Here is a 25210-nt window from a genome sequence, read left to right as displayed (position 1 = left end):
GAGGCTAGCCAGCGGCTCCGGGGCGCGCAGGTCGGGTGCGTCCCGCGCGCTGAGCGGCGGGGAGCTGGTGAGCGCCGGACCGGGAGCGCCTCACGGCGCACGGCCGCTCGTAGCGGCTGTCAATGGAACCCGGGGCTGCCGCGGCCCGGCGCCCGCACCCACCGTAACCCCGTCCGGCGCCGGCGTCAGCCCCGGCGGGGTCCCGGCCCGGCCCGGCGGGGACCTCAGCCCAGCTCGCCGGCGCGCCAGCGCTGGGCGACGGTCTCCAGCTGCTCGGCGGTGCGCACGAGGCGGGCGGCGGAGCGGGTCAGCTCGCCGGCGGGCCCAGGGGCCCCGCCGAAGCGGGGGTCGTCGGCGTGGTGGGCGCGGCCGACGGCCACCAGGCGGCAGAAGGCGGCCGCGCGCTCCAGGGTCACGGCGAAGTCGCCGCGCGAGACGCCGGTCAGGACGGCGTCGACGACGGCGACGACCTCCTCCGGTCCCGGCGGGTCGGCCACACCGGCGACGACCTCCAGGACGGGCGCGAAGCGGCGGCCCTCGGCGTACTGGCGCGAGACGGCCACGGGCGCGCGCTGCACCCACGTGCGCAGCGCGTACAGGCGCCACAGGGCCCCGGCCAGGGAGTCGGCGGGCGCGTCGGCCCACAGGTCGGCGATGACCTCCAGGCCCTCGTCCTGGGCGAGGGTGACGACGCGGCGGGTCACCTCGGCGTCCTGCGCCGAGCGGGCCCCGTGCACGAGGGCGCTGGCGGCGGCGTGCGCGGCCTCCTGCAGCGCCGAGGGGTCCACGCCCCCGGCGAGGGCGACGAGCGCGTCGTCGCCGGGCATGGCGGGCCGGTGGTGGCGCCTGGCGGCGGGTTCCTCGGGCACCGCTCGATGGTGCCACCGCCCGGCGGCACCGCCCGACGGCACCGGCTGACGGGCGGGAGCGGGGCGGACGGGCGGCGCCTCAGCCGCGGAAGGGCGGCGGCGGGACGGCCAGCGTGGCGCGCGGCAGGTCGGCCAGCCGCAGCCCGCCGTGCCCGAGGGCCTCGTCGCACAGCGACTCCACGCTCCAGCCGAGCTGGCTGCCGAACAGCGTCACCGTCACGCGGTAGATGGTGATCTCGTACTTGGTCGGGGTGCCGTAGGCGACGTGGACGCGGCCGATGAGCTCGGCACCGGCGGCGTTGTCCGGCCCGTTCCACGGGCGGTCCCAGCGCGTCCACAGCGACGGGCCGGCCTGCCAGACACCACCGTTGGTCACGTCCCGCAGCGCGAGCTCGACGAGGACGGAGCGGGCCGCCTCCTCGGGCACGATGGCGGCCGGGCGGATGACCTCCGAGACCTCGCCCGCGGCGCGGGCCGCGGGCGCGGCGGTGTGCTGGTCGTCCACAGCGGGTCGTCCTCTCGTCGTGCCGGCGGTCTCGGTGGGTCCTCGGCAGCGCGGGACGCGACCTTGAGCCGCGGTCCGGCGCCGTCGCGGTGGCCGTCCCCGGCGGTCCGGGCGTGGAGATCTCGTGCACGGACGTGGACGGTGAGCGACGTCTGGGGCATGATGTCCCCGTACGAGGAGTACGCCGTGTAGTTGGCACGTCACTGATGGACACAGCTGGTCGACCTGTCGCCGTGGGGCCGTAGGGGAAGACGTCCCCCACCGACGCAGAGGAGAACGGCATGTCCGGTGCGACCACCCGCGGCGTGCTCTTCGTGCACTCCGCACCGCGCGCGCTGGTGCCCCACATCGAGTGGGCAGCGGGCGGGGTCCTCGGCGTGCGCGCGTCCCTGGACTGGACGCTGCAGCCGGTGGCCGCGGGCTGCCTGCGCGCCGAGCTGAGCTGGCAGGCGCCGCAGGGCACGGGCGCCCGGCTCGCCTCCGCGCTGCGCGGGTGGTCGCACCTGCGCTTCGAGGTCACCGAGGAGCCCAGCCAGGGCTGCGACGGCGGCCGCTGGAGCCACACGCCGTCCCTGGGCATCTTCCACGCCGTCACCGACGTGCACGGCAACGTGCAGGTCCCCGAGGACCGCGTCCACGCCGCCCTCGACCTGCTCTCCGGCCCGCACGCCGACCCGGCCGCCGCCCGCCGCGCGCTGGAGCTGGCCGTCGGCGAGGCCTGGGACCGCGAGCTGGAGGCGTTCCGCCACGCCGGGGACGACACCCCCGTGCGCTGGCTGCACCAAGTCGGCTGAGAGGTCGGCTGAGAGGTCGGCCGACAGGTCGGCTGAGCCCGGCGGCCCCGGTGCGGGGGGCCGCCACCACCGGGCCGGCGCGGTCGCGGAACGCGGGCCCGGACGCGCGGAGGCCCGCGCCCCGGGGAAGGGGCGCGGGCCTCCGTCGCGGACCGCCGGCCGGCTCAGACCGAGCGCAGCACCAGGCTCACGTTGTGCCCGCCGAAGCCGAAGGCGTTGTTCAGCCCGATGAGCGGGCCCTCGCCCGACAGCGGCCGCGGGTCCTTGCGCACGACGTCCAGCGTCACCTCGGGGTCGAGGTCGTCCACGTTGATCGTCGGCGGGGCCAGCCGCTCGCGCAGCGCCAGGATCGTCAGGATGCTCTCCACGGCGCCGGCCGCGCCCAGCAGGTGCCCGGTCATCGACTTGGTCGCCGAGACCGCGATCCCGTCCGCCGCCGGCCCCAGGGCCAGCCGCAGGCCGCGGTCCTCGGCCACGTCACCGGCCGGGGTGGAGGTGGCGTGCGCGTTGACGTGCGCCAGGTCGCCGGGGGCCAGGTCCGCGGCCGCCAGGGCGTCCTTCACCGCGCGGCTGACGCCCGCGCCCGCCGGCTCCGGCGCCGCCACGTGGTGGGCGTCGGCGGACAAGCCCGCGCCCAGCAGCTCGGCGTGCACGCGCGCGCCGCGCGCGCGGGCGTGCTCCTCGGACTCCAGCACCACGATGCCCGCGCCCTCGCCGAGCACGAACCCGTCGCGCTGGGTGTCGAAGGGGCGCGAGGCGCGCGCCGGGTCCTCGTTGCGCCGCGACAGGGCGTGCATGGCCGCGAAGGAGGCGATGGGCAGCGGGTGGATCGCCGCCTCGGTGCCGCCGGCGATGACCATGTCCGCGCGCCCGGAGCGGATCATGTCCGCGCCGTAGGCCAGCGCCTCGGCGCCCGAGGCGCAGGCGCTGACGGGCGTGTGCGCACCGGCGCGGGCGGTGAACTCCAGGCTGATCGCCGACGTGGGCCCGTTGCCCATGAGCATCGGCACGGTCAGCGGCAGGACGCGGCGCGCGCCCTTCTCCCTGAGCGTGTCGTAGGCCGTCAGCAGCGTCCAGATGCCGCCGATGCCGGTGGCGACCACGGAGGCCAGGCGCAGCGGGTCCACCTCGGGGGTGCCGGCGTCGGCCCACGCCTCGCGCGCGGCGATGACGGCGAACTGCTGCGAGGGGTCGAGGCGCTTGACCTCGCGGCGCTCCAGGACGTCCTCGGCCGGGACGGCGGCCTGCGCGCCGAAGGTGATCGGCAGGTCGAACTCGGAGGTCCAGGGGCCCTGCAGGGTGCGGGCGCCGGAACGCCCGGCCAGCACGGCCTCCCACGTCGAGGCGACATCGCCACCCAGCGGTGTCGTCGCTCCCAGTCCGGTGACGACGACGCGGCGAGCGGTCGTGGTCATGGTCGGTCAACTCCTTCGAAGCGGTGGCGGGTGCCGGTCGCGGTGGGGGTGCCGGCCGGCCCTCGCGGGCCGGCCGGCGGCGGGCTCAGCCCTGGGCCTGGGAGATGTAGGCGACGGCGTCGCCGACGGTGCGCAGGTTCTTCACGTCCTCGTCGGGGATGCGGACGCCGAACTTCTCCTCGCAGTTCACGACGATCGTCATCATCGACAGCGAGTCGATGTCCAGGTCGTCGGTGAAGGACTTGTCGGCCTGCACGCTGTCGGTGGGCAGGCCCGTCTCCTCGTTCACGATCTCGGCGAGACCGCTGAGGATCTCCTGCTCACTGGCCATGCGTCGCTCCTTCGTCGTCCGGGCGCCGGCACCTCCGGCGCCCACCTCGTCCTGGGCGCGGGGCCCGCGGCCCCAGGTCTGCGGCCCGTCCCCGGTGGGGCGGGCCGGTCCGCGCGCCGCGCCCCCGCCGGGGGCGCGGCCGGTCCTCACGGCAGGCGCACCACCTGCGCGGCGTACGACAGGCCCGCGCCGTAGCCGATGAACAGCGCCAGCCCGCCCGAGGGGGCGTGCCCGTCGGCCACCGCGCGCTCCACGGCCAGCGGCACCGAGGCCGCCGACGTGTTGCCCATGTCGACGATGTCGCGGGCCACGTGCACCGACTCCGGCAGCTTCAGCTGCTTGACCATCGCGTCGATGATGCGCGCGTTGGCCTGGTGGGGCACGAAGACGTCCAGCTGGTCGGCGGTGATCCCCGCCGCGTCCAGCGCCTGCTGGGCCACCGGCGCCATCTGCCACACGGCCCAGCGGAAGACCGACTGGCCCTGCTGCTCCAGGTACGGCCAGCGGGCCGGGTCCTGCGCGGCGGCCTCGGCGGCCACCGGGTCCACGGCGGCCGGCTGGCGCAGGTCCAGCCAGGAGTGCTTGGAGCGGATCGCGTCGGCCTGGCCGCCGTCGGAGCCCCACACCGTCGGGCCGATGCCCGGCTCGGCGGACGGGCCGACGACCGCGGCGCCCGCGCCGTCGGCGAACAGGAACGCCGTGGAGCGGTCGTGCTTGTCGGTGAAGTCGGACAGCTTGTCCACCCCGACGACGAGCACGTGCTCGGCGGTGCCGCCGCGCACCAGGTCGCTGGCCAGCGCCACGCCGTGGCAGAAGCCCGCGCAGCCGGCCGAGACGTCGAACGCCGCGGCCGGGGTCGCGCCCAGGCGGTCGGCGAGCACGGCGGCCGCCGCGGGCGTCTGGTACGGGTACGAGACGGTCGCGAGCACGACCGCGTCGACGTCGGAGCCGGTCAGCCCCGCCGCGGCCAGCGCCTTGGCGGAGGCGTCCTCGCTCATGTCGACGACCGAGACGTCCTCCGCGGCCCAGCGGCGGGTGCGGATGCCGGTGCGCTGCTGGATCCACTCGTCGGAGGAGTCGATCCAGGTGCACACCTCGGCGTTGTCGATGACGCGCGGCGGGCGGTGGGCGCCGAAGCCCAGGATCCGCGCCTCGCGCGTCGGGGCGGTCGTGATCCGGACCGTCACGGGCCCACCTCCTGCGGTGTCTGCTGCGTCTGCTGCTGCGTCTGCTGCTGCGTCGGGGCGGTCGCCATGGCGCCGCCGTGGTCGGCGACGAGCGTACGGGCCCTCTCGAGGTCCTCCGGCGTGCGCAGCGCGAGCGTCTCCACGCCCTTCAGCTGCCGCTTGGCCAGGTTGACCAGGGTGCCGGCGGGCGCCAGCTCCACGAGCGCGGTGACGCCCAGGCGCGCGAACGCCTCCGTGCACAGGTCCCAGCGCACGGGCCGGCTGACCTGCGCCACCAGCCGGCGCAGCAGCTCGCGGCCGTCGGTGACCAGCGCGCCGTCGGCGTTGGCGGCCACCGGCACGGCCGCCGTGCCCGGCTCCAGCCCCGCTGCCAGCGCCTCCAGCGTCCCCACGGCCGGGGCCATGTGCTCGGTGTGGAAGGCACCGGCCACCTGCAGCGGCACCACGCGCGCCTTCGCGGGCGGCTCGGCGCGCAGCGCCTCGAGGGCCTCCAGCGTCCCCGCCGCCACGACCTGCCCGCCGCCGTTGGCGTTGGCCGCGGTCAGCCCGTGCCGGGCCAGCGCGGCGGCGACCTCCTCGGGGTCGCCGCCCAGGACGGCCGACATGCCGGTGGGGCGCTGCGCGGCCGCCGCGGCCATCGCCCGCCCGCGCTCGCGCACCAGGACGAGGGCCTGCTCGGGGCTCAGGGCCCCGGCCGCCGCCGCGGCCGTCAGCTCGCCGACGGAGTGGCCCGCGACCGCCCCCGCCGCCGCGGCCAGCTCGGCGGGGGAGGCGAACAGCTCGCGCAGGGCCAGCAGGCCGCCGGCGACGATGAGGGGCTGGGCGACCGCCGTGTCGCGCAGGGTGTCGGCGTCGGAGACCGTCCCGTGCGCCACGAGGTCGCTGCCGACGACGGCGGAGGCCCAGCGCAGCCGGTCGGCGGCGCCGGGCAGCTCCAGCCACGGCGCGAGGAACCCGGGGGCCTGCGACCCCTGGCCGGGGAAGACGATGACGAGCACCGGAGAAGCCTCCCCCGGACGGCGGGCCGGGGGCGGTCACGACGCTCACCGACTTCACCGCCCCGCTTTGTGGGAAACCTACAGACCGGGGCCGTCGGCGGCCGGTCTGCCCCCACGTCGGGTGAGCGAACGTGCGCCCCGCGTCACCGCCGGGCGGGCCGGTGCGGCCACCGCCGCAGCCCGCGGCTCCTCCCGCGCCGGTGGCACCGCGGCCGGTGGCGGGGCCGGCGCGGCGGCCGCGGGCGGCTCCGCGAGCCGGCCCAGCGCCACCGCCGTCTGCAGCACCCAGCGCTCGCGCGGGACGGTCGGCGTCCACCCGCACACCTCCCCGACGCGCCGCAGCCGGTAGCGCACCGTGTTGGCGTGCACGAACAGCTCGCGCGCGCACGCCTCCAGCGACCCGCCGGAGGCCAGGTAGGCCGTCAGCGTCTCCAGCAGCGCGCCGCCCGCCGCCGCCAGCGGCCGGTAGGCCCGGTCCACCAGCGCGCGGCGCGCCGTCGCGTCCCCCGACAGCGCGCGCTCGGGCAGCAGGTCGTCGGCCAGCACCGGCCGCGGCGCCTCCGGCCAGGCGCGCGCCGCCACGGCGCCCGCCAGCGCCGCGCGCGCCGAGCGGGCCGCCACCGGCAGCGAGGCCACCGTGGGACCGACCACCACCGGGCCCGCGCCGAACTCCGACTCCGCCAGCCGCGCCGCCGTCGCCAGCGCGTCCGGCACCCCGGACAGGACGACCACCAGCCGCTCGCCCTGCACGCCGACCAGCGCCTCACCGCCCGCGGCGCGCGCCACCCGCCGCACCCGCGGCACGACCCCGGCGGCCGCCACGTCGCCCGAGGCGCCGATCACGACGGCCGTGGCGGCGTCCAGCGTCCAGCCCAGCGCGGCCGCGCGGGAGGCGATGACCTCCTCGCCGTCCCCGCGCAGCACGGCGTCCACCACGAGCGCCTCCAGCCGCGCGTCCCACGCCCCGCGCGACTCGGCGGCCCGCGCGTAGACGGCCGCGGCGGCGAAGGCGACCTCGCGCGAGTAGCGCAGCAGCGCCTGGCGCACCGCGACCAGCTCCGCGGCGTCGACCGGGGCCCCCGCCGCGGACCCCGCGGACCCCGCGGACCCCGCGGCGCCCGCCGCACCGGCCGGGAGCGCCGGGTCGGTGCTGGCGCGCAGCACGTCGTCCACGCCCTCCTCGACGACGGTGATGGCCGTGCGCACCAGCTCCACCGTCTGCTGCAGCGTCACGGTGCGGGTCAGCTCCCGCGGCGCGGTGCCGAACACGGCGGTGCCCGCCAGCAGGTCCGGGTCGGGGTCGCTGAGCCAGCGGATGAAGTCGGTGAACCCGGCCTGGGCCACCAGCCCCACCCAGGAGCGCTCGTCGGCCGGCAGGGCGCCGTACCAGGGCAGGCGCTCCTCCATCGCCGCCGCGATCGAGGAGGCGAAGTGCCCGGCCGCGGCCTCCAGGCGCCGCACGGTCGCCGGCGACGGCTCGGACCGGGCGGCGCTCCGGGCCGGCTCCGCGGCGGGCCCGCCGTCGGGCCCGGCACCGGGCTCGTCGGTGGCCTCGGCGGCGGGCCCGTCGGCGGCCTCGTCGGTGGTCCTGCCGACGGCCCCCGCGGTGGCCTCCCCGGTGGGCTCGGCGTCGGGCTCGTCGGCGGGCACGTCCCGACACTACGCAGCGACCGGGTGGGCGGGCGCCCCCGCCGCGTCCCGGGCCGCGCCCCGGCCCGCGCCCGCGCCCCGCCCCCCGTCGCGGGGACGGGCCGCCGCGGACCCCCTGGGCTAGGGTGCCGGTGCGGCGTCCCCACGCGGGCAGGTCCTCGCGAGGACCGCGCGGAGCCGACGGGGCACCGTGCCGAGAGGGGACGAGAGGACAGGCATGGGACTGCTCGACCGCTGGCGCCGGCGCGGGTCCGCGCCCGACCGACCGCCCCGGCGCTCCCGCCGCCGCCCCGCCCCCGCCGCGGCGCCCGTGCGCGAGTCCGTGCTGCGCGAGCGCCTGCACGAGGACCCCAACGACCGCGAGGCCTTCGACACCCTGGTCGAGACGGTCCGCACGCGCGCCTCCGAGGCCCACGAGGGCGACGCCAGCCCCGAGGACGCCCGCACGGCCGCCGACAACGCCGTCTGGGCGCTGGCCGAGGAGCTCGCCCAGAGCCCGCGCGCCTGGCGCCCGCTGCTCGTGCTCGGGCGGCTGTCCCTGGCCGACGACCGCGAGGCGGCCCTGCGGCGCCTGGGCATCGCCGCCGAGCGCGACACCTCCGGCACCGCGCTGGCGCAGGCGCTGCAGGTGCTGCGCGAGGCCGGGATGAACGACGAGGCGCTCAGCCTCGGCGTCGGGCACTGGCGCCCGCGCGAGCACGACCTCGAGGCCGGCCGGCACCTGGTGGCCGCCGCCATCGACGCCGGCCGCCTCGCCGAGGCCCGCCGGCACCTGAAGGCGCTGGGCGACCACCCCGACCAGGGGCGCGTCGCGCAGCTGAGCGGCGAGCTGGAGGAGGCCATCGGCCGCGCCGACCGCGACCGCCGCTGACGGCGGTCCTCCGGCGGTGCCCGGGCCCGGCCGGCCTCAGCCCGGTGAGCCGGTGCGCGCGGCCGTGACCGGCGCGCCGTCCCCGCCGCGGCCCACCGCGGCGTGCTTGGCCCGGTACATGGCCTCGTCGGCCCGGTGCACCACGGCCTCGGCGCTCTCGCCGTGCCCGCTCCGGGCGGCACCGCTGCTGGCCGACAGCGCGAGCGTCGCGCCCGCCACCCGCACCGTCCCGGTCAGGGCACCGGCGACCCGCCGGTGCAGCGCCTCCACCTCGCCCGGCGCGGGGTCGAGCAGCAGCAGCGTGAACTCGTCCCCGCCGAGACGGGCGCACAGGTCGCCCGCCCGGACCGCGGTGCGCAGCCGGCCGGCAACCGCTCGCAGCAGCCCGTCGCCCACGGCGTGCCCGTGCGTGTCGTTGACCTCCTTGAACCGGTCGAGGTCGACGTAGACGACGCCGACCGGGACGCCGTCGCGCTCGCACTCCTCCAGGGCCGTCGTGAAGGCGGCCCGGTTGGCCAGACCCGTCAGGGCGTCGGTGCGCGCCAGCTGCGCCAGGTCCCGGTGCCTGCGGGCGGACTGCGCCGCCAGCGCGGCCAGGTGCAGGACCGCGCGCACGCCCGGGACCGCCTCGGCCGCCCCGCGCCCGGCGACGCCGACGAGCAGCCAGCCGCGCTCCGTCCCCGGCACCCGGTACGCGTGCCACACGGCTCCCTCGCCGACCGCCGCCGCCAGCACCGGACCCGGCCGCACCGGCAGGGGAGCCGATCCGGGACCGACGGGACCGGTCGTCGCGGGCAGGTCGACGTGGCGCAGCACGGGCGGCAGGGGGGTGCGCAGGTCACCGGCGCTCTGCTCCAGCCGGGCCCCGTCCGGCTCGGCGGTGACGAGGACGGTCCACAGGCCGGGGGTCAGCCGGCAGAGCTCGGCCCCGGCGGCCAGGGCGGCGCGGTGCACCTCTCCCACCGTGCCGGCCGCCAGGAGGCGCAGGCCCAGGTCGTTGACGACGGCGTCGCGCTGCTGGGAGCGCTCGCGGGCGAACAGACCGACGGCCAGGTGCCGGGCACCCGCGGCGGTCAGGAGCAGCACGGGCAGCGAGCCGAGCACGGCGGCCGCGTCGACGCCGCTGTCGTGGCGGGGGAAGAGCGACCACAGCGGCAGCGCGCCGGCCAGCGCGGCCGGCAGCAGCAGCGCGTGACGGGCGACCTGACGGCCGGTCCCGTAGACCGACCGCGCCCACAGCGCCGGGAAGGCGGCGCCCAGGACCATGGCGGGCACCGCGGCGGAGGCCGTGGCGAGCGCGAAGAGGCCCGTCTCCACCAGGTCCTGGGCCAGGCCGGTGCGTCGCCGGCGGTAGCGGCGCACCCACCCGGTGACCAGGCCGCTCAGCGCCACCAGCGCGGTCGTCGCGGCCACCGGGCAGCGCCGGTCCAGCAGGGCCGGGACGAGCAGCAGCGTGGACGCCACCGCGAGCAGGCAGAACAGCCAGCGCGTCTGCTCCACCAGCCCGGCGGGACGGCGCCAGCAGCGCGAGAGCGCGCTCACCGACGAGCGCACGGCGGGGACGGGCACGGGACCACCTCGACCGACCGCCCAGCACCGGGCCCGTGCGCTCGAGCGGTCCGGCGGTCCTCGGGGGGTCCGGCCCTCGCCGGACGACGTCCCCGCTGCAGGTGTCGTCGTCGCGGCGGCCCGCCTGCATCGGCCGGACGGGGGACCCCGCACGGGCGAGGCCCCGCACCCGGGACGGGTGCGGGGCCTCGCGCGGCGGTGGGGGAGGCGCTCAGGCCTCCCCGCCGGCGTTGCCGCTGCGGCCGGCGCGCACGTCGTGCAGGCGGTACTTCTCGATCGCCTGGCCCGGCGCGCGCCAGTCGACCTCGCCCTTCTTCGCCAGCATCTCCAGCGCCCGCACGGCCACCGACGGGCCGTCGATGTGGAAGTACCGGCGCGCGGCCGCGCGGGTGTCGGACAGGCCGAACCCGTCGGCGCCCAGGGAGGCGAACTCGCCCGGCACCCACTGGCGCACCTGGTCGGGCACCGCGCGCATCCAGTCGCTGACCGCGACGACGGGGCCGGGGGCGTCCTTGAGCCTCTGCGTGATGAACGGCACCCTCGACTCGTCGCCGGGGTTGAGGAACGCGTGCTCGTCGCAGGCCAGGCCGTCGCGGCGCAGCTCGTTCCAGCTCGTCACCGACCACACGTCCGCCACGACGCCGAAGTCGTCGCGCAGCAGCTGCTGGGCCTCCAGCGCCCACGCCACCCCGACGCCCGAGGCGAGCAGCTGGGTGCGGGGGCCGTCGCCGGAGCCCTGCGAGACGCGGTGCAGACCGCGCACGATGCCCTCGACGTCCACGTCCGCCGGCTCGGCCGGCTGCAGGGCCGGCTCGTTGTAGACGGTCAGGTAGTACATGAGGTTCTCGGGCTTCTCGCCGTACATGCGGCGCAGGCCGTCCTTGACGATGTGCCCGATCTCGTACGCGTACGCCGGGTCGTAGGAGACGACCGCCGGGTTCGTCGAGGCCAGCAGCAGCGAGTGCCCGTCGGCGTGCTGCAGGCCCTCGCCCGTCAGGGTGGTGCGCCCCGCCGTCGCGCCGATCATGAAGCCGCGGGCCATCTGGTCGCCGGCCGCCCAGATGTTGTCGCCGGTCCGCTGGAACCCGAACATCGAGTAGAAGATGTAGATCGGGATCATCGGCTCGCCCTGCGTGGCGTAGGACGTGCCGGCGGCCGTGAAGGCGGCCATCGAGCCGCCCTCGTTGATGCCCACGTGCAGGATCTGCCCCTGCTCGGACTCCTTGTACGACAGCATCAGGTCGCGGTCGACCGACGTGTAGTTCTGCCCGTGCGGGTTGTAGATCTTCAGCGTCGGGAAGAGGGAGTCCATCCCGAAGGTGCGCGCCTCGTCCGGGATGATCGGCACGATCCGCTTGCCGAACTCCTTGTCCCGCATGAGGTCCTTGAGCAGGCGGACGAACGCCATCGTCGTGGCGACCTCCTGCTTGCCCGACCCCTTGGCGGCGACCTTGTAGGCCTCGTCGCCGGGCAGGTGCACGGGGGCGTGCTGCACGCGCCGCTGCGGCACCGGGCCGCCGAGGTCGGCGCGGCGCTTGCGCAGGTACTGCACGGCCTCGTCGGACTCGCCCGGGTGGTAGTACGGCGGGCGGTACGGGTCGCGCTCGAGCTCCTCGTCGGAGATCGGGATGCGCTGGGAGTCGCGCAGGAGCTTCAGGTCCTCCAGCGTGAGCTTCTTCATCTGGTGCGTGGCGTTGCGGCCGGCGAAGTGCGGGCCCAGGCCGTAGCCCTTGATCGTCTTGGCGAGGACCACCGTGGGCTGGCCGGTGTGCGCCAGCGCCGCCTTGTACGCCGCGTAGACCTTGCGGTAGTCGTGCCCGCCGCGCTTGAGGCTCCAGATCTCGTCGTCGCTCATGTCGGCGACGAGCCTGGCCGTGCGCTCGTCGCGGCCGAAGAAGTGGTCGCGGACGAACTTGCCGTTCTCGGCCTTGTACGTCTGGTAGTCCCCGTCGGGGGTGGCGTTCATGAGGTTCACGAGCGCGCCCTGGGAGTCCGCCGCCAGCAGCGGGTCCCAGTCGCGGCCCCACAGGACCTTGATGACGTTCCAGCCCGCGCCGCGGAAGAACGCCTCCAGCTCCTGGATGATCTTGCCGTTGCCGCGGACCGGGCCGTCGAGGCGCTGCAGGTTGCAGTTGACGACGAAGGTGAGGTTGTCCAGCTCCTCGTAGGCGGCCAGCTGCGCGAACCCGCGCGACTCCGGCTCGTCCATCTCCCCGTCGCCCAGGAACGCCCACACGTGCTGCTGCGAGGTGTCGCGCAGGCCGCGGTTGTGCAGGTACTTGTTGAACTGCGCCTGGTAGATCGCGTTCGCCGGGCCCAGGCCCATCGAGACGGTCGGGAACTCCCAGAAGTCCGGCATGAGCCGCGGGTGCGGGTACGAGGACAGCCCGTTCGGCGCGGCCGAGACCTCCTGGCGGAAGCCGTCCAGCTGCTCGGCGGACAGCCGGCCCTCGAGGAAGGCGCGCGCGTACACGCCGGGGGAGGCGTGGCCCTGGATGAAGACCTGATCGCCGCCGCCGGCGTGGTCCTTGCCGCGGAAGAAGTGGTTGAAGCCGACCTCGTACAGCGTCGCCGACGAGGCGTACGTGGAGATGTGACCGCCGACACCGATGTCCGGCCGCTGCGCGCGGTGCACCATGACCGCCGCGTTCCAGCGGATCCAGGCGCGGTAGCGGCGCTCGACCTCCTCGTCACCGGGGAACCACGGCTCCTGCTCGGGGCCGATGGTGTTGATGTAGTCGGTGGCGGTGAGGCTGGGGACGCCCACCTGCTTCTCGCGGGCGCGCTGCAGCAGCTGGAGCATGAGGTAGCGCGCCCGGTTCTGCCCGCGCTCGTCGACGACCGCGTCCAGTGACGCGAGCCACTCCGAGGTCTCCTCGGGGTCGATGTCGGGCAGCTGGCTCGGCAGCCCGTTCATGATGGGGCCGAGCCCGGCGGGGCCGTTCCCCGCGTCGTCGCGTCTGGCCACGGTGGTGGTCCTCCCGCTGGGTCGAGGAGCCCGCGGTCAGCGGGCACCCCCCCAGGCTATTCCGAGCCGGCGCGGGCCACCTCCCCCGGCTCCCCCCGCCCCGGGCGCCTCAGCGCAGCCGGTGGCCGCCGGCGTAGACGTTGCCGGTGGGCGGGCGCAGGAAGCCGACCAGCGTCATCCCGGCCCCGCGCGCCAGCGACACCGCCAGCGAGGAGGGCGCCGAGACGGCCGCCAGGACGGGCACGCCGGCCATCGCGGCCTTCTGCACCAGCTCGAAGGAGGCGCGGCCGCTGACGACGAGGACCCGCCCGCGCAGCGGCAGCAGCCCCTCGCGCAGCGCCCAGCCGACCACCTTGTCCACGGCGTTGTGCCGGCCGACGTCCTCGCGCAGGCACAGCAGCTCCCCGTCGGCGCTGAACAGGCCCGCCGCGTGCAGGCCGCCGGTGCGCTCGAACGCCGCCTGCGCCGCGCGCAGCGCCCCGGGCAGGCCCGCCAGCACGTCCAGGTCCACCTCGACGGGGTCGTCGGCCGGGCCCTCGTGCGGCAGGCGCGCCATGACGTCGTCGACGCTGAGCGAACCGCACACCCCGCACGCCGACGTCGTGGTGAACGGGCGCGGCACGCGCTCGCCGGCCAGGCGCGAGCCGGGGGCGGCGGCCACCCGGACGAGGTTGAAGGTGGGCAGCCCGTCCGGCCCCGGCGCGCTGCAGTGCTGCACGCCCACGACGTCGTCCGCGCTGCGCAGCAGCCCCTCGGCGTGCAGGAAGCCCAGCACGAGGTCGACGTCGTCGCCGGGTGTGCGCATCGTCACGGTCAGCTGCTCGCCGTCCACCTCCACCTGCAGCGGTTCCTCGACCGCCAGGGTGTCCGCGCGCGCGGTGCGGGTGCCCGCCGCGACGTCCAGCCGCTCGGTGCGCGTGCGCGTCGTGACCCGTCCCACACCCGCAGGCTGCCACGTCGCAGCGCGTCACGCCTTGCGCACCTGCCCCTTCCTCCGCTGCACTAGGAGGTCACGAGCACCGGCGACGAGCGCCGGTGGGGGCGGTGCCGCGCAGCGCGGCACCACGAGAGGGAGGCAGGACAGCACGTGGGTGCGACCACGGACCCTGCGGCAGACACCGCCGCAGTGGCCAAGCTGGGCTTCAAGCCCGGCCAGCTGGTGCAGGAGTTCGGCTGGGACGAGGGGGTCGACGAGGACTTCCGCGCCGCGGTCGAGCAGCTCGTCGGCAGCGAGCTGCTCGACGAGGACGCCGACGACGTGGCCGACGTCGCGCTGTGCTGGTACCGGGACGGGGACGGCGACCTGGTGGACGCGCTCGTGGACGCCGGGACCAACCTGGCCGAGGGCGGGGTCATCTGGCTCCTGACGCCCAAGAAGGGCCGCCCCGGGTACGTCGACGCCGGGGACATCGACGAGTCCGCGCCCACGGCCGGGCTGCACGCGACGTCCAGCGTGAGCGCCTCGGGCAACTGGGCCGGGACCCGGATGACGACCCCGAAGAACGGCCGCCGCTGACCCCTGGCGCACCCGCGGGCCCGGGCCGGGCGCTCGCGCCCGGGGACCCCGTGGCCGGCGGGGTGCCGGTGCGCGACCAGTTCGGCGCGCTCCTGCGCCCGGGGGAGCTGTGGGAGGACGGCCCGGCGCTGCTGGTGCTCGTGCCCGGCGCGTTCTCCACGCACTGCACCGCCGAGCTCGGCACCCTCGTGGGCGCCGCCACCCGGTTCGAGGCCGCCGGCGTCCAGCTCGCGGTGCTCTCCTGCGACCCCGTGCCCGTCCTGCGGGCGTGGGGCGAGGAGCACGGCGCGCGCTTCCCCCTGCTGTCGGACTTCTGGCCGCACGGGAGCGCCTGCCGCGCGCTGGGCGCCTTCGACGACGAGCTGGGCGTGGCCCGGCGCACCTCGCTGCTCGTCGTGGACGGGCGCGCGCGCTGGGTGCTGCACGGCGAGCGCGGCAGCGCCCGCGCCGTGGGCGAGCACCTGGACGCCGTGCGCGACGCGCTGGCCGGCGGCGCGCGCGGCTGAGCGCCGGCCGGGACCCGGACGGGCCGCGCCGGGGACCGGGTGGGCGGCGGCGGGGGCGACTACCGTGGGCACGCCCCGGCCGCACCGGGGCCGGGGCCCGTAGCTCAGCTGGTAGAGCACCGCGCTTACACCGCGGGTGTCGTCGGTTCGAGACCGGCCGGGCCCACCCGCCACCGCACGCGTTCACGACACCCGTTCACCGCACCTGCCCGCCGGAGGGCCCGCCGCTAGGGTCCCGGCGTGGACACGCCGACGCCGCCCGGTCCCGCCGAGCCCCCCGCCGCGCCGTCGCTGGCCGACGTGGTGGACCACCTGGAGAGCGTCCACCCGCTGCGCTGGGCGCAGCCGTGGGACGCCGTCGGCCTGGTCTGCGGCGACCCCGCCCAGCCCGTGCGCCGCGTCCTGCTGGCCGTGGACCCCGTCGAGGCCGTCGTCGACGAGGCCCTCGAGCGCGGCGCGGACCTGCTGCTGGTGCACCACCCGCTGCTGCTGCGCCCGGTCAGCTCGGTGGCCGCCACCACCCCCAAGGGCCGCCTCGTGCACCGCCTCGTGCGGGCCGGCTGCGCCCTGTACGTCGCCCACACCAACGCCGACGCGGGCGGTCCCGGGGTCTCCGACGCGCTCGCGCGGGTGCTGGACCTGGACGACCTGGAGCCGCTGGAGCCGCTGCCGCAGGAACCGGACCGGCCGGACCTGGGCATCGGCCGCGTCGGCCGCCTGGCCGCGCCCGAGCGCCTGGCCGACTTCGCCGCCCGCGTCGCCGAGGCGCTGCCGGAGACCGAGCAGGGCGTGCGGGTGGCCGGCGACCCCGACGCTCCCGTCCAGCGCGTCGCCGTGTGCGGGGGCTCCGGGGACAGCCTGTTCGAGCGGGTGCGCGCCAGCGGCGCGGACGTCTTCGTCACCGCGGACCTGCGCCACCACCCGGCCTCGGAGGCCCGCGAGCGCGCGGCCTTCGAGGGCGGTGGCGAGGCGGGGACGCCGCACCTGGTCGACGTGGCCCACTGGGCCAGCGAGTGGCCGTGGCTGGCCGGGGCCGCCGACCGGCTGGTGGCGGCCGTCGCCGCGAGCGGCCGTACCGTGGACGCCCACGTGTCCACCACGCGCACCGACCCCTGGACGGCGCGCGTCCCCAGCCGAGGAGAGTGACCCGGCCGCATGCCCAAGGCCCCGGCGATCGACCAGCAGCGCCTGCTGGACCTGCAGAGCCTCGACACCCGCCTGGCCCAGCTCGCGCACCGGCGCGCGACCCTGCCGGAGCAGGCCGAGCTCGACGCCGTGCTGGCCGAGCGCCGGACGGTGGGCGACCGCCTCGTGGCCGCCCGCACCCTCGTCGGTGACGCCGAGCGCGACGTGGCCCGCGCCGAGGCCGCCGTGCAGCAGGTGCGCGACCGCGCCGACCGCAACACGAAGCGGCTGGAGTCCGGGCAGGGCAGCGCCAAGGACCTGCAGGGCCTGCAGCACGAGCTGGAGTCCCTGGCCCGGCGCCAGTCGGTGCTGGAGGACGAGGAGCTGGAGGTCATGGAGCGCCTGGAGCAGGTGCAGGCCGCGGCCGCCGAGCTGGCCGGGCAGGACGCCGAGCTGGAGGCGCGGGCCGTGGAGGTCACCAGCCGCCGCGACGCCGCCCTGGAGGAGATCAGCGGCGAGGAGCGCGCGGTGGTCGCCCGCCGCGAGGCCGTCGCGATGACGGTCGAGGACGCGCTGGTCGCCCTGTACGAGAAGGTCCGCGCTCCGCGCGGGGGCGTGGGGGCGGCGCTGCTGCGCGCGCGCCGCTGCGAGGGCTGCCGGCTGGAGCTGAACGCCTCCGACCTGGCCGCCACCCGCGCCGCCGCCAGCGACGAGGTCGTCTTCTGCGAGGAGTGCGGGCGCATCCTCGTGCGCACCGACGAGTCGGGGCTGTGAGCGCCCGCGCGCTGCGCGTCGAGGCCGACGGCGGGTCGCGCGGCAACCCCGGCCCGGCCGGCTACGGGGCGGTCGTCAAGGACGCCGACACCGGCCAGGTGCTGGCCGAGGTCGCCGAGGCGATCGGGCGCGCCACCAACAACGTCGCCGAGTACCGCGGCCTGGTGGCCGGGCTGGAGGCGGCCGCCGGGATCGACCCGGGCGCGCGCGTGGAGGTCCGGATGGACTCCAAGCTCGTCGTGGAGCAGATGTCGGGCCGCTGGCAGGTCAAGCACGCCGACATGAAGGTCCTGGCGCAGCGGGCGCGGGAGGTCCTGCCCGCCCGGCAGGTGTCCTACCGCTGGGTGCCGCGGGCGCAGAACTCGCACGCCGACCGCCTGGCCAACGAGGCGATGGACGCCGCCGCCGCGGGCCGCCCCTGGCAGCGCGCGAGCGGGACCGCCGCCCCGGCCGCCGCGAGCGGCCCGGCGGGCGGCCCGGCCGCCGCGAGCACCCCGGCCAGCGCCCCGGCGGGGGAGGGGCGGGGTCCGCGCACGACCCTCGTGCTCGTCCGGCACGCCTCCACCGCCCTGACCGAGCAGCGGCGGCTGTCCGGCCGCTACGGCGCCGACCCCGAGCTGTCCGAGCGCGGCCTGCGCGAGGCCGCCGCCGCGGCGGCCAGCCCGGAGGTCGCCGGCGCCGACGTGGTCGTCACCTCCACGCTGCGCCGCTCGACGCAGACCGCGCGCGCCGTCGCCGCGGCTGTGGGCGCCGACGTCGTCGTCGACCCGCAGTGGGACGAGACCGACTTCGGCGAGTGGGACGGGCTGACGGCCGCGGAGGTCGTCGAGCGCTGGCCCGCCGAGCACGCCGCCTGGGACGCCTCGCCCGACACCCCCTGCCCCGGCGGGGAGTCGCTGGCGGTGGTGGAGCGGCGCGTCGCGGCGGCGCGCGCGGACCTGCTGCGGCGCTGGACCGGCCGGCGGGTCGTGCTGGTCAGCCACGGGGACCCGCTGCGGGTGCTGCTGCGCTCCGCGCTGGGTGCCGGGCCGCAGCTGCAGCGGCGCATCCACCTCGACCCGGCCTCGCGCACGCTGCTGCGCTACGGCCCCGACGGCGTCGCGGAGGTCCTGGCCGTCAACCGCGTCTGAGCGGGCGGCGCGGGCCGCTCAGGCCGTCAGCTGCAGCGCCGCGACCCCGGCCAGCACGCACGCCGGGGCGCCCAGCAGCCCCAGCAGAGCGAACCGGGCCCGCCCGACCTCGACGCCGCGCGAGCGGCAGCGGTCGAGCCACAGCAGCGTCGCCAGCGACGCCCACGGCGTCACCAGCGGGCCGAGGTTGACGCCGACGAGGACGGCCACCAGCCGGGCGGGGCTGCCCGCGAGCGGCTCGACGGCCAGGTAGGCGGGCAGGTTGTCGACGAGGTTGGCGGTCACCGCCGACGTGGCCGCCAGCCGCAGGTGCGCCGCGAAGCCCTCCCCGCCGCCCGCCACGGGCGCCAGCGCGTCCGCCAGCCCGTGCTCGCGGGCCGTCTGCACGACGAGGAACAGCCCCGCGACGAGCACCACCGTGCGCCACGGCAGCAGCGCGGGCCGCAGCGCCGCCTGGTCGCGGCGGGCCGCCACCGCCACCAGCACCAGCGCGGCGATGGTCGCCGGGACGACGGGCTCGACGCCGCTGACGAACGCCGGCGCCAGCAGGCAGCACACGACGAGCGCCGTGCGGAACGAGACGGGGTCCACGGGGGCGGCCGGCGGCGGGGCGTCGTAGCGCCCGCGCAGGCGCCGGTGCTGGGTCAGGGCCAGGACGGCCACGGCCGTGCCGGCGCCCGCCAGGAACGGCGCCCACGTCAGGCCGACGAAGGCGCGCACCCCGCCCGCGCCGAGGTCGTCCAGGGTGGACAGCGCCAGCAGGTTCGTCAGGTTGGAGACCGGCAGCAGCATCGAGGCGGTGTTGGCCAGCCACACGGTCGTGAACGCGAACGGCAGCGGGTCCAGGCGCAGCTGCGCGGCCAGCGACAGCACCACCGGGGTCAGCAGGACGGCGGTGGTGTCCAGGGACAGCACGACCGTGGCGGCCGTGCCGAGGGCGACGACGAGCAGCCACAGCAGCCAGGTGCGGCCGCGGCCGGCGCGCGCGGCCCGGCGCGCGGCGGCGTCGAAGACCCCGGCGCGGTCGGCCAGCTCGGCCACCACGGTGACGGCGAGCAGGAACCCCAGGACCGGGCCGGCCCGCTCCGCGACCTGCGCCAGGCCGTGCCCGCTGAGGGCGCCGGTCAGGACGCACAGGGCACCGGCCAGGCCGGCGAGCCACCACACCGCGCTCGTCCGGCCCGGCTCAGGCGACGTCGACGGCGGCGGCGTCGACCTCGAGCGTCCAGCTCGCGCCGCGGCGGGCCGGGGGCAGCAGCTCGACGGCGAAGGCCTCCGCGACGGCCGCGCGCAGGGCGGCCACGGTGCGCGGCGGGCGCCCGGGCCGGGTCAGCAGGTGGCGGGCGACGAGGCCGCGCACGCGCTTGGCGTCGTGCGAGACGACCGTCCCGCCGCGCGTGACGCGCACGGCCGCCGTCCGGGCGGCGGTCTGCGGGTCCGGCGCCCACGCCGCGGCGTAGGCGGCCGAGCGGCAGTCCAGGACGACGCCGGCCGGGCGCAGCACCCCCTCCAGGTGCGGGCGCCAGAACCGGGCCAGCGGCCCGGGGCCGGGCAGGTCGGTGCCCATCGACAGCCGGTAGCCGGGCACCCGGTCGCGCGGGTGCAGCAGCCCCCACAGGGCCGAGACGACGAGGACGCGGCGGGCGGCGGCCGCCGGCAGGGAGGGCAGGTCCAGCGCGTCGAACAGGACGCCGCGGTACACGTGGGCCGCGGGGGCGGCCGGGCGCGCGCGCAGCGTGGTGTTCGCGGCGACGACGTCGGCCAGCGCCGGACCGGTCCCCAGGACGGCGGCGGCGTCGGGCCGGGCCGAGACCGCCGCCAGGGCGTCCAGGACGGTGGCGCGCGCCGCGGTGAGCTCCGGGTGCGACAGGCGCTCCAGCGCGACGGGGCGCCCGCGGTCCGGGCCCGCCCACTTGGTCTCCGAGGGCGGCAGCAGCACGAGCACGGGCGGGGACCCTACCCACGCCGGCTGTGAGCCCGCGCGGGCCCGCCGCTACCATCGGCGGCGGACGAGTCGGCCGGGCGGTCGCGTCGGCCGGTGCCCCCCGGGGTGCCGGCCGCCGAGGAAAGTCCGGACTCCACAGGGCAGGGTGGTGGGCAACGCCCACCCGGGGTGACCCGCGGGACAGTGCCACAGAGAGAAGACCGCCTACCCCCGCGCGAGCGGGGCGGCAAGGGTGAAACGGTGGTGCAAGAGACCACCAGCGCACCGGGTGACCGGTGCGGCTCGGCAAACCCCACCCGGAGCAAGACCAGACAGGCAGCGTCCGAGGGCGGCCCGCCCGAGCTGCCGGGTAGGTCGCTGGAGGCGTGCGGTGACGCACGTCCGAGAGGGATGGCCGCCGCCGGCGCGCTCGCGCGCCGGGCACAGGATCCGGCTTACAGGCCGGCTCGTCCCCACCCGCTCCCCGCGCGCGCTGCGCCGGTGCGCTCTCCCGCGTGCGCGGGCCCGGACGTGACCTCCCCTCCGGGCCTCGTCCGGGACCCGCGCTGGTGGGGGTACGACCCGGACCCTGCGTGCGTTCATCATCACGGCGCGTGGATCTGCGGCGGACGTGAACGCGCCGCGCCCGCCTCGCGTACCCACCCGTGACGGGGTGTCGGTACGGTCGGGCGGGCCCGCCCGGAGCGCGAGGTGCTGGTGTGGCGGTGGTGACGTGCGGGGAGGTGGCGGCCGTGGCCCGTCCGGGGTGGCGGGGCCGCCGCGGGGCCCCGCTGCGCGCCGTCGACGTCCGCGGCACCGCTCCCGGCACGACCTCCGGCACCCCCGGCGCCGACCCCGGATCCGGCGCGGGCGGCTTCGACGTCGACGCCGCCTACCGCGAGGAGGCCGGGCCCCTGCTCGCCTTCGCGGTCAACGCGCTGGGGGACCGGGCGGCCGCCGAGGACGCGCTGCAGGAGACGTTCGTGCGGGCCTGGCGCGCCCGCGAGCGGTACGCGCGCGACGAGGGGTCGGTGCGCACCTGGCTGTTCGCCATCGCCCGCAACGTCGTCGTCGACGCCCACCGGGCCCGCCAGCGCCGCCCCCGCCCGGTGGACCCGGCGACGGCGGCCGAGCCCGCCGGGGGAGCCGCCCCCGCCGCCGCGACGCTGCCCGGGGTGGTGCCGGGCGTCGTGCGCGACCCGGCCGCCGCCAGCGTCGACCGCCTGCTCGTGCACGAGGCCCTGGCGCGGCTGTCGCCCGAGCACCGGCAGGTCGTCGTGGCCGTGCACCTGCGCGGTGCCGGCTACCAGGAGCTGTCCGCGGTGACCGGGGTCCCGGTCGCCACGCTGCGCACGCGCATGCACCACGCCCTCAAGGCGCTGCGCCGGACGCTGGAGGAGGGGGGTGAGCGGCGTGGCTGAGGAGGGCGACCGGCGCGCCGAGCTGCTCGGGGCCGCCGCCACGGGCGACCTGAGCCCCGCCGAGGCGGCGGAGCTGGACGCGCTGGCCGCGGCCGACCCGTCGGTGGCCGAGGAGCTGCGCGCGCACCGCGAGGTGCTCGCCGCGCTGCCGCCGCGCGGGTCCGGCTGGGACGAACCCGTGCCGCCGCCCGGTCCGGTGCTGCCCGGCGGCCCGCCCCGCGCGGACGCCGTCACCACCGGGGCGCTGCACCGGCGGCGCACGGCCTCGCGCTGGGTCGGCGCCGCCGCGGCCGTCGTGGTCGGCGCCGGGATCGGCGCGGGCGCGGTGACCGTGGGCCGCGAGGTCGCCGACCGGCCCGTGCAGGGCCCGCCGGGCACCCTCGGCGCCGTGGAGGAGCTGGTGGTCCTCGGCGAGCCCGAGGGAGTGCGCGCCGACGTCGCCCTGGTCGCCCACACGTGGGGCACCGAGACCGTCCTGGACGTCGCCGGCCTGCCCGCGGGCCGCGAGTACGCCGTCGTCCTGGTGCGCGGGGACGGCGCCGAGGCCGGGTCGGGTTCGTTCCTGGGCAGCCGGGTGCCCGTGGAGTGCCGGCTGAACGCGGCCGTGCTGCGCGAGGACGTCGCCGCGGTGGAGGTGCGCGACGCGGACGGCGCGCTCGTGCTGCGCTCGGAGGCGCCCGCCGTCGCGGGCTGAGCCGCCGCGCTCAGGCGCCGGACGGGTCCAGGTCGTCGGACGGGACGCCGGACGGGTCGCCGGACGGGTCGTCGCGGCGGTCGCGCCCGCGCCGGTTGGCCGCCCACAGCTGGTGCAGGCGCGCGTTGCCCGGCGCCTCGGCGTCGGCGCACACCAGCGCGTGCGGCACGCGCGCGCCCACCCGGTCCGGGTCGTCGCCGGCGGCGGGCGCGGCCCGGCCGTCCACGACCTCCCAGCGCGCCCCCGGCGGCACCGCGGCCGCCAGCACCGGCTCGCGCGCCAGGTCCACCCGCCCGTCCCCGTCACCGGAGCGGTAGCGGTGCACCAGCGCGCCGCAGCGCGCGCACACCTCCTCCGTCCACGGCCGGGCGGCCGCCAGCCGCGCCATCCGGCGCACGTGCGCCAGGACGGTCCCGGCCTGCTCGCCGAGCGTGGGCGGCAGCCCCACCGCCGCGGGCGCCTCGGCCGGCGGCGGGGCGGGGCGCGCCGCCGCGAAGCGGGCGGTGCACGCGGCGCAGACGGCCACCCGCACCCCCAGGCGCTCCTGCACCACCACGTCGTCGGCGCTGGCGCAGAACTCGCACACCGGGGCGGGACCGGCGGTGCTCGCGGAGGTCACGGGCCCATCGTGCCGCGCCGCCGGGTCGGCGCGGCCGGCGGCGCGCGGGCCCGGCCGCGCGGGCCTGGCTAGGCTCGCGCGCATGGCGGACACCCTGCGGCTCGCGGTCATCCCCGGCGACGGCATCGGGCAGGAGGTGACCGCCGAGGCGCTGAAGGTGCTGGGCGCCGTCGTCGGCGACGCGGGCCCGCGGGTGGAGACCACCGAGTACGACCTGGGCGCGCGGCTGTACCACCGCACGGGCGAGACGCTGCCCGACGGCGTGCTGGCCGAGCTGCGCGGGCACGACGCGATCCTGCTCGGCGCGGTCGGCGACCCGTCGGTGCCCAGCGGCGTCCTGGAGCGCGGTCTGCTGCTGCGGCTGCGCTTCGAGCTGGACCACTACGTGAACCTGCGCCCCTCGAAGCTGTACCCCGGGGTGCCGACGCCGCTGGCCGACCCGGGCGAGGTGGACTTCGTCGTCGTGCGCGAGGGCACCGAGGGCCCGTACGTCGGCAACGGCGGGGCGCTGCGCGTGGGCACCCCGCACGAGATCGCCACCGAGGTCAGCGTGAACACCGCGCACGGCGTCGAGCGGGTCGTGCGCGACGCGTTCGCCCGCGCGCAGGCGCGCCCGCGCCGCAAGCTCACGCTGGTGCACAAGCACAACGTGCTGGTGCACGCCGGGCACCTGTGGCGGCGCACGGTCGAGGCCGTGGGCGCGGAGTTCCCCGAGGTGGCCGTGGACTACCTGCACGTGGACGCCGCGACGATCTTCCTGGTGAACGACCCGGCCCGGTTCGACGTCGTCGTCACCGACAACCTGTTCGGCGACATCCTCACCGACCTCGCGGCCGCGGTGACGGGCGGCATCGGGCTGGCCGCCAGCGGCAACGTCAACCCCGACCGCACGGCCCCCAGCATGTTCGAGCCCGTGCACGGCTCCGCCCCGGACATCGCCGGGCAGCAGCTGGCCAACCCGACGGCCGCGGTGCTGTCGGTGGCGCTGCTGCTGGACCACCTGGGGATGGCGCAGGCGGCCGCCCGCGTGCAGTCCGCCGTCAGCGCCGACCTGGCCCGCCGCGCGGCCGGCGAGGTGCCGGCCCGGCGCAGCACCCCGCAGGTGGGCGACGCGCTGGCGCAGCTCGCCGCCGGCTGACCCGCGGGACGCCGCTCGGACCCGGGGCGGGCGCGGGGCGACGGAGTACCGTGCCGGGAGCGCCCGCACGGGGCGCGCCCGCCCGCAGCCGAGGAGACGACGCGCATGAGCGCCGAGACCACCGCCGTGAAGTTCCCGCTGACCGCCTCGGCGGCACCGGTAGCGGCGGAGCGTCGCGCGCAGGTGCTGGCCGCCCCCGGGTTCGGCAAGCACTTCACCGACCACATGGCCACCGCGACGTGGACCCCGGAGGACGGCTGGCACGACACCGCCGTCGTCCCGTACGGCCCGCTCTCGCTCGACCCGGCCGCGGCCGTCCTGCACTACGCGCAGGAGGTCTTCGAGGGCATGAAGGCCTACCGCCGCGAGGACGGGTCGGTGTGGGCGTTCCGCCCTGCCGCCAACGCGGCCCGGATGGCGCGCTCGGCACGGCGCCTGGCGCTCCCGGAGGTCCCCGAGCAGATGTTCCTGGAGGCCGTCACCTCGCTGGTGCGCGCCGACGTGGAGTGGGTGCCCAGCGGCGGGGAGTCCTCGCTGTACCTGCGACCGTTCATGGTCGCCACGGAGGCGTTCCTGGGGGTCCGCTCGGCGCGCGAGGTGAAGTTCCTCGTCATCGCCTCCCCGGCCGGCTCGTACTTCACCGGCGGCGTGAAGCCCGTCTCGATCTGGCTGTCGCAGGAGTACACCCGCGCCGCCCTGGGCGGCACCGGCTCGGCCAAGTGCGGCGGGAACTACGCCGCCTCGCTGGCCGCGCAGGAGGAGGCCGCCGCGCACGGCTGCGACCAGGTGTGCTTCCTCGACGCTGTGGAGCACCGCTGGGTGGAGGAGCTGGGCGGGATGAACCTGTTCTTCGTCCACGACGACGGCACGATCGTCACGCCCGAGCTGACCGGCACGATCCTCGAGGGCATCACCCGCGCCTCGATCCTGGAGCTGGCCAAGGACCTCGGCCACGAGGTCGTCGAGCGGCGCGTCGGCGTGGACGAGTGGCGCGAGGGCGTCGCCTCCGGGCGCATCACCGAGGTGTTCGCGTGCGGCACGGCCGCGGTCGTCACCCCCGTGGGGCGCCTGGTGTCGCCGGAGGGCGAGGTCGTGCACGGCGACGTGGCCGGCCCGGTGACGACGGCCGTGCGGCGCACGCTGCTCGACGTGCAGTACGGGCGCGCGGCCGACCCGCACGGCTGGACGACCCGCCTGGTCTGAACC

24 protein-coding genes, 1 tRNA gene and 1 other RNA gene are annotated in these 25210 nt (G+C 77.7%); 13 read left to right on the top strand and 13 right to left on the bottom strand.

Features of this window, described 5'->3' with window-relative positions:
• Window positions 1-224 precede the first annotated feature (224 nt).
• Both AB8M62_RS02400 and AB8M62_RS02395 read right to left on the bottom strand, forming a co-directional pair.
• Window positions 225-869, bottom strand: a complete 645-nt coding sequence (locus AB8M62_RS02400; protein WP_369068523.1) for a hypothetical protein — start codon at window positions 867-869, stop codon at window positions 225-227.
• Between the two features lie 79 nt (window positions 870-948).
• Window positions 949-1374, bottom strand: a complete 426-nt coding sequence (locus AB8M62_RS02395; RefSeq protein ID WP_369053937.1) for a hypothetical protein — start codon at window positions 1372-1374, stop codon at window positions 949-951.
• A gap of 281 nt (window positions 1375-1655) precedes the next feature.
• Between AB8M62_RS02395 and AB8M62_RS02390 the strand changes: the two genes are divergently transcribed.
• Window positions 1656-2168 (top strand): DUF3145 domain-containing protein, encoded by a 513-nt coding sequence (locus tag AB8M62_RS02390; protein WP_369053939.1) that lies wholly within the window; start codon window positions 1656-1658, stop codon window positions 2166-2168.
• A 164-nt stretch (window positions 2169-2332) separates the two neighbouring features.
• On the opposite strand, the gene AB8M62_RS02385 is transcribed toward AB8M62_RS02390, so the two are convergent.
• The 5 genes from AB8M62_RS02385 to AB8M62_RS02365 all read right to left on the bottom strand — a co-directional run bounded on the left by AB8M62_RS02385 (window position 2333) and on the right by AB8M62_RS02365 (window position 7749).
• Window positions 2333-3583 carry a beta-ketoacyl-[acyl-carrier-protein] synthase family protein gene (locus AB8M62_RS02385; RefSeq protein WP_369068522.1) on the bottom strand — a complete coding sequence of 417 codons (1251 nt, stop codon included), beginning with the start codon at window positions 3581-3583 and terminating at the stop codon, window positions 2333-2335.
• Between the two features lie 85 nt (window positions 3584-3668).
• Complete coding sequence (locus AB8M62_RS02380; RefSeq protein WP_369053942.1) at window positions 3669-3914, bottom strand: acyl carrier protein; 246 nt, start codon at window positions 3912-3914, stop codon at window positions 3669-3671.
• Between the two features lie 146 nt (window positions 3915-4060).
• A complete protein-coding gene (locus tag AB8M62_RS02375) occupies window positions 4061-5101 on the bottom strand; it encodes a beta-ketoacyl-ACP synthase III (protein ID WP_369068521.1) in 1041 nt (346 codons plus the stop codon).
• Window positions 5098-6099: an ACP S-malonyltransferase gene (locus tag AB8M62_RS02370; RefSeq protein ID WP_369068520.1), complete on the bottom strand. Its 1002-nt coding sequence runs from the start codon at window positions 6097-6099 to the stop codon at window positions 5098-5100. Before AB8M62_RS02370 ends, AB8M62_RS02375 begins: the two co-directional genes overlap by 4 nt.
• Window positions 6100-6177: 78 nt before the next feature.
• On the bottom strand, window positions 6178-7749 hold the full coding sequence (locus AB8M62_RS02365) for a PucR family transcriptional regulator (RefSeq protein ID WP_369068519.1): 1572 nt from the start codon (window positions 7747-7749) through the stop codon (window positions 6178-6180).
• Window positions 7750-7966: 217 nt separating this feature from the next.
• Between AB8M62_RS02365 and AB8M62_RS02360 the strand changes: the two genes are divergently transcribed.
• Window positions 7967-8620, top strand: a complete 654-nt coding sequence (locus tag AB8M62_RS02360; RefSeq protein WP_369053948.1) for a hypothetical protein — start codon at window positions 7967-7969, stop codon at window positions 8618-8620.
• A 36-nt stretch (window positions 8621-8656) separates the two neighbouring features.
• On the opposite strand, the gene AB8M62_RS02355 is transcribed toward AB8M62_RS02360, so the two are convergent.
• The 3 genes from AB8M62_RS02355 to fdhD form a co-directional block, all read right to left on the bottom strand.
• Window positions 8657-10189 carry a diguanylate cyclase domain-containing protein gene (locus AB8M62_RS02355; protein ID WP_369068518.1) on the bottom strand — a complete coding sequence of 511 codons (1533 nt, stop codon included), beginning with the start codon at window positions 10187-10189 and terminating at the stop codon, window positions 8657-8659.
• 211 nt (window positions 10190-10400) lie between these two features.
• Entirely contained in the window at window positions 10401-13106 is a 2706-nt protein-coding gene (aceE, locus tag AB8M62_RS02350; RefSeq protein ID WP_369068551.1) for a pyruvate dehydrogenase (acetyl-transferring), homodimeric type, read from the bottom strand.
• A 160-nt stretch (window positions 13107-13266) separates the two neighbouring features.
• Window positions 13267-14097, bottom strand: a complete 831-nt coding sequence (gene fdhD, locus AB8M62_RS02345) for a formate dehydrogenase accessory sulfurtransferase FdhD (RefSeq protein WP_369053951.1) — start codon at window positions 14095-14097, stop codon at window positions 13267-13269.
• A gap of 147 nt (window positions 14098-14244) precedes the next feature.
• On the opposite strand from fdhD, the gene AB8M62_RS02340 reads away from it, so the two are divergent.
• The 6 genes from AB8M62_RS02340 (at window position 14245) to AB8M62_RS02315 (ending at window position 18208) form a co-directional block, all read left to right on the top strand.
• Window positions 14245-14673, top strand: a complete 429-nt coding sequence (locus AB8M62_RS02340) for a DUF3052 domain-containing protein (protein WP_373694833.1) — start codon at window positions 14245-14247, stop codon at window positions 14671-14673.
• A gap of 50 nt (window positions 14674-14723) precedes the next feature.
• The gene (locus AB8M62_RS02335; RefSeq protein ID WP_369053953.1) at window positions 14724-15179 is read left to right on the top strand and encodes a redoxin domain-containing protein; all 456 of its coding nucleotides are present in this window, start codon (window positions 14724-14726) and stop codon (window positions 15177-15179) included.
• 93 nt (window positions 15180-15272) lie between these two features.
• Window positions 15273-15345, top strand: a tRNA-Val gene (locus AB8M62_RS02330).
• Between the two features lie 74 nt (window positions 15346-15419).
• Window positions 15420-16325, top strand: coding sequence for a Nif3-like dinuclear metal center hexameric protein (locus AB8M62_RS02325; RefSeq protein WP_369053954.1), 906 nt, complete (start codon window positions 15420-15422; stop codon window positions 16323-16325).
• A gap of 9 nt (window positions 16326-16334) precedes the next feature.
• Window positions 16335-17078 (top strand): zinc ribbon domain-containing protein, encoded by a 744-nt coding sequence (locus AB8M62_RS02320; RefSeq protein ID WP_369053956.1) that lies wholly within the window; start codon window positions 16335-16337, stop codon window positions 17076-17078.
• Window positions 17075-18208 carry a bifunctional RNase H/acid phosphatase gene (locus AB8M62_RS02315; RefSeq protein WP_369068517.1) on the top strand — a complete coding sequence of 378 codons (1134 nt, stop codon included), beginning with the start codon at window positions 17075-17077 and terminating at the stop codon, window positions 18206-18208. Before AB8M62_RS02320 ends, AB8M62_RS02315 begins: the two co-directional genes overlap by 4 nt.
• Before the next feature lie 18 nt (window positions 18209-18226).
• On the opposite strand, the gene AB8M62_RS02310 is transcribed toward AB8M62_RS02315, so the two are convergent.
• Complete coding sequence (locus AB8M62_RS02310; RefSeq protein WP_369068516.1) at window positions 18227-19375, bottom strand: SLC13 family permease; 1149 nt, start codon at window positions 19373-19375, stop codon at window positions 18227-18229.
• A gap of 19 nt (window positions 19376-19394) precedes the next feature.
• Window positions 19395-20153, bottom strand: a complete 759-nt coding sequence (locus AB8M62_RS02305; protein WP_369068514.1) for a YaaA family protein — start codon at window positions 20151-20153, stop codon at window positions 19395-19397.
• A gap of 65 nt (window positions 20154-20218) precedes the next feature.
• Between AB8M62_RS02305 and rnpB the strand changes: the two genes are divergently transcribed.
• The 3 genes from rnpB to AB8M62_RS02290 all read left to right on the top strand — a co-directional run bounded on the left by rnpB (window position 20219) and on the right by AB8M62_RS02290 (window position 22247).
• Window positions 20219-20606, top strand: an RNA gene (gene rnpB / locus AB8M62_RS02300) — RNase P RNA component class A.
• 278 nt (window positions 20607-20884) lie between these two features.
• On the top strand, window positions 20885-21553 hold the full coding sequence (locus tag AB8M62_RS02295; RefSeq protein ID WP_369068512.1) for a sigma-70 family RNA polymerase sigma factor: 669 nt from the start codon (window positions 20885-20887) through the stop codon (window positions 21551-21553).
• Complete coding sequence (locus tag AB8M62_RS02290; RefSeq protein ID WP_369068511.1) at window positions 21537-22247, top strand: hypothetical protein; 711 nt, start codon at window positions 21537-21539, stop codon at window positions 22245-22247. Before AB8M62_RS02295 ends, AB8M62_RS02290 begins: the two co-directional genes overlap by 17 nt.
• Window positions 22248-22257: 10 nt before the next feature.
• On the opposite strand, the gene AB8M62_RS02285 is transcribed toward AB8M62_RS02290, so the two are convergent.
• Entirely contained in the window at window positions 22258-22866 is a 609-nt protein-coding gene (locus AB8M62_RS02285; protein WP_369068510.1) for a DUF6083 domain-containing protein, read from the bottom strand.
• A gap of 82 nt (window positions 22867-22948) precedes the next feature.
• Here AB8M62_RS02285 and AB8M62_RS02280 point away from each other — a divergent pair, with 82 nt between their 5' ends.
• Complete coding sequence (locus AB8M62_RS02280; protein ID WP_369068509.1) at window positions 22949-24004, top strand: 3-isopropylmalate dehydrogenase; 1056 nt, start codon at window positions 22949-22951, stop codon at window positions 24002-24004.
• Between the two features lie 105 nt (window positions 24005-24109).
• The gene (locus AB8M62_RS02275; RefSeq protein ID WP_369068508.1) at window positions 24110-25207 is read left to right on the top strand and encodes a branched-chain amino acid aminotransferase; all 1098 of its coding nucleotides are present in this window, start codon (window positions 24110-24112) and stop codon (window positions 25205-25207) included.
• Window positions 25208-25210: the final 3 nt, after the last annotated feature.

Origin of the sequence: Kineococcus terrestris (assembly GCF_041020755.1) — a bacterium.
In the GTDB taxonomy this organism is placed as follows: domain Bacteria; phylum Actinomycetota; class Actinomycetes; order Actinomycetales; family Kineococcaceae; genus Kineococcus; species Kineococcus terrestris.
Note: the sequence above shows the minus strand (reverse complement) of the source record. Positions and strands in the feature narration are given on the sequence as shown.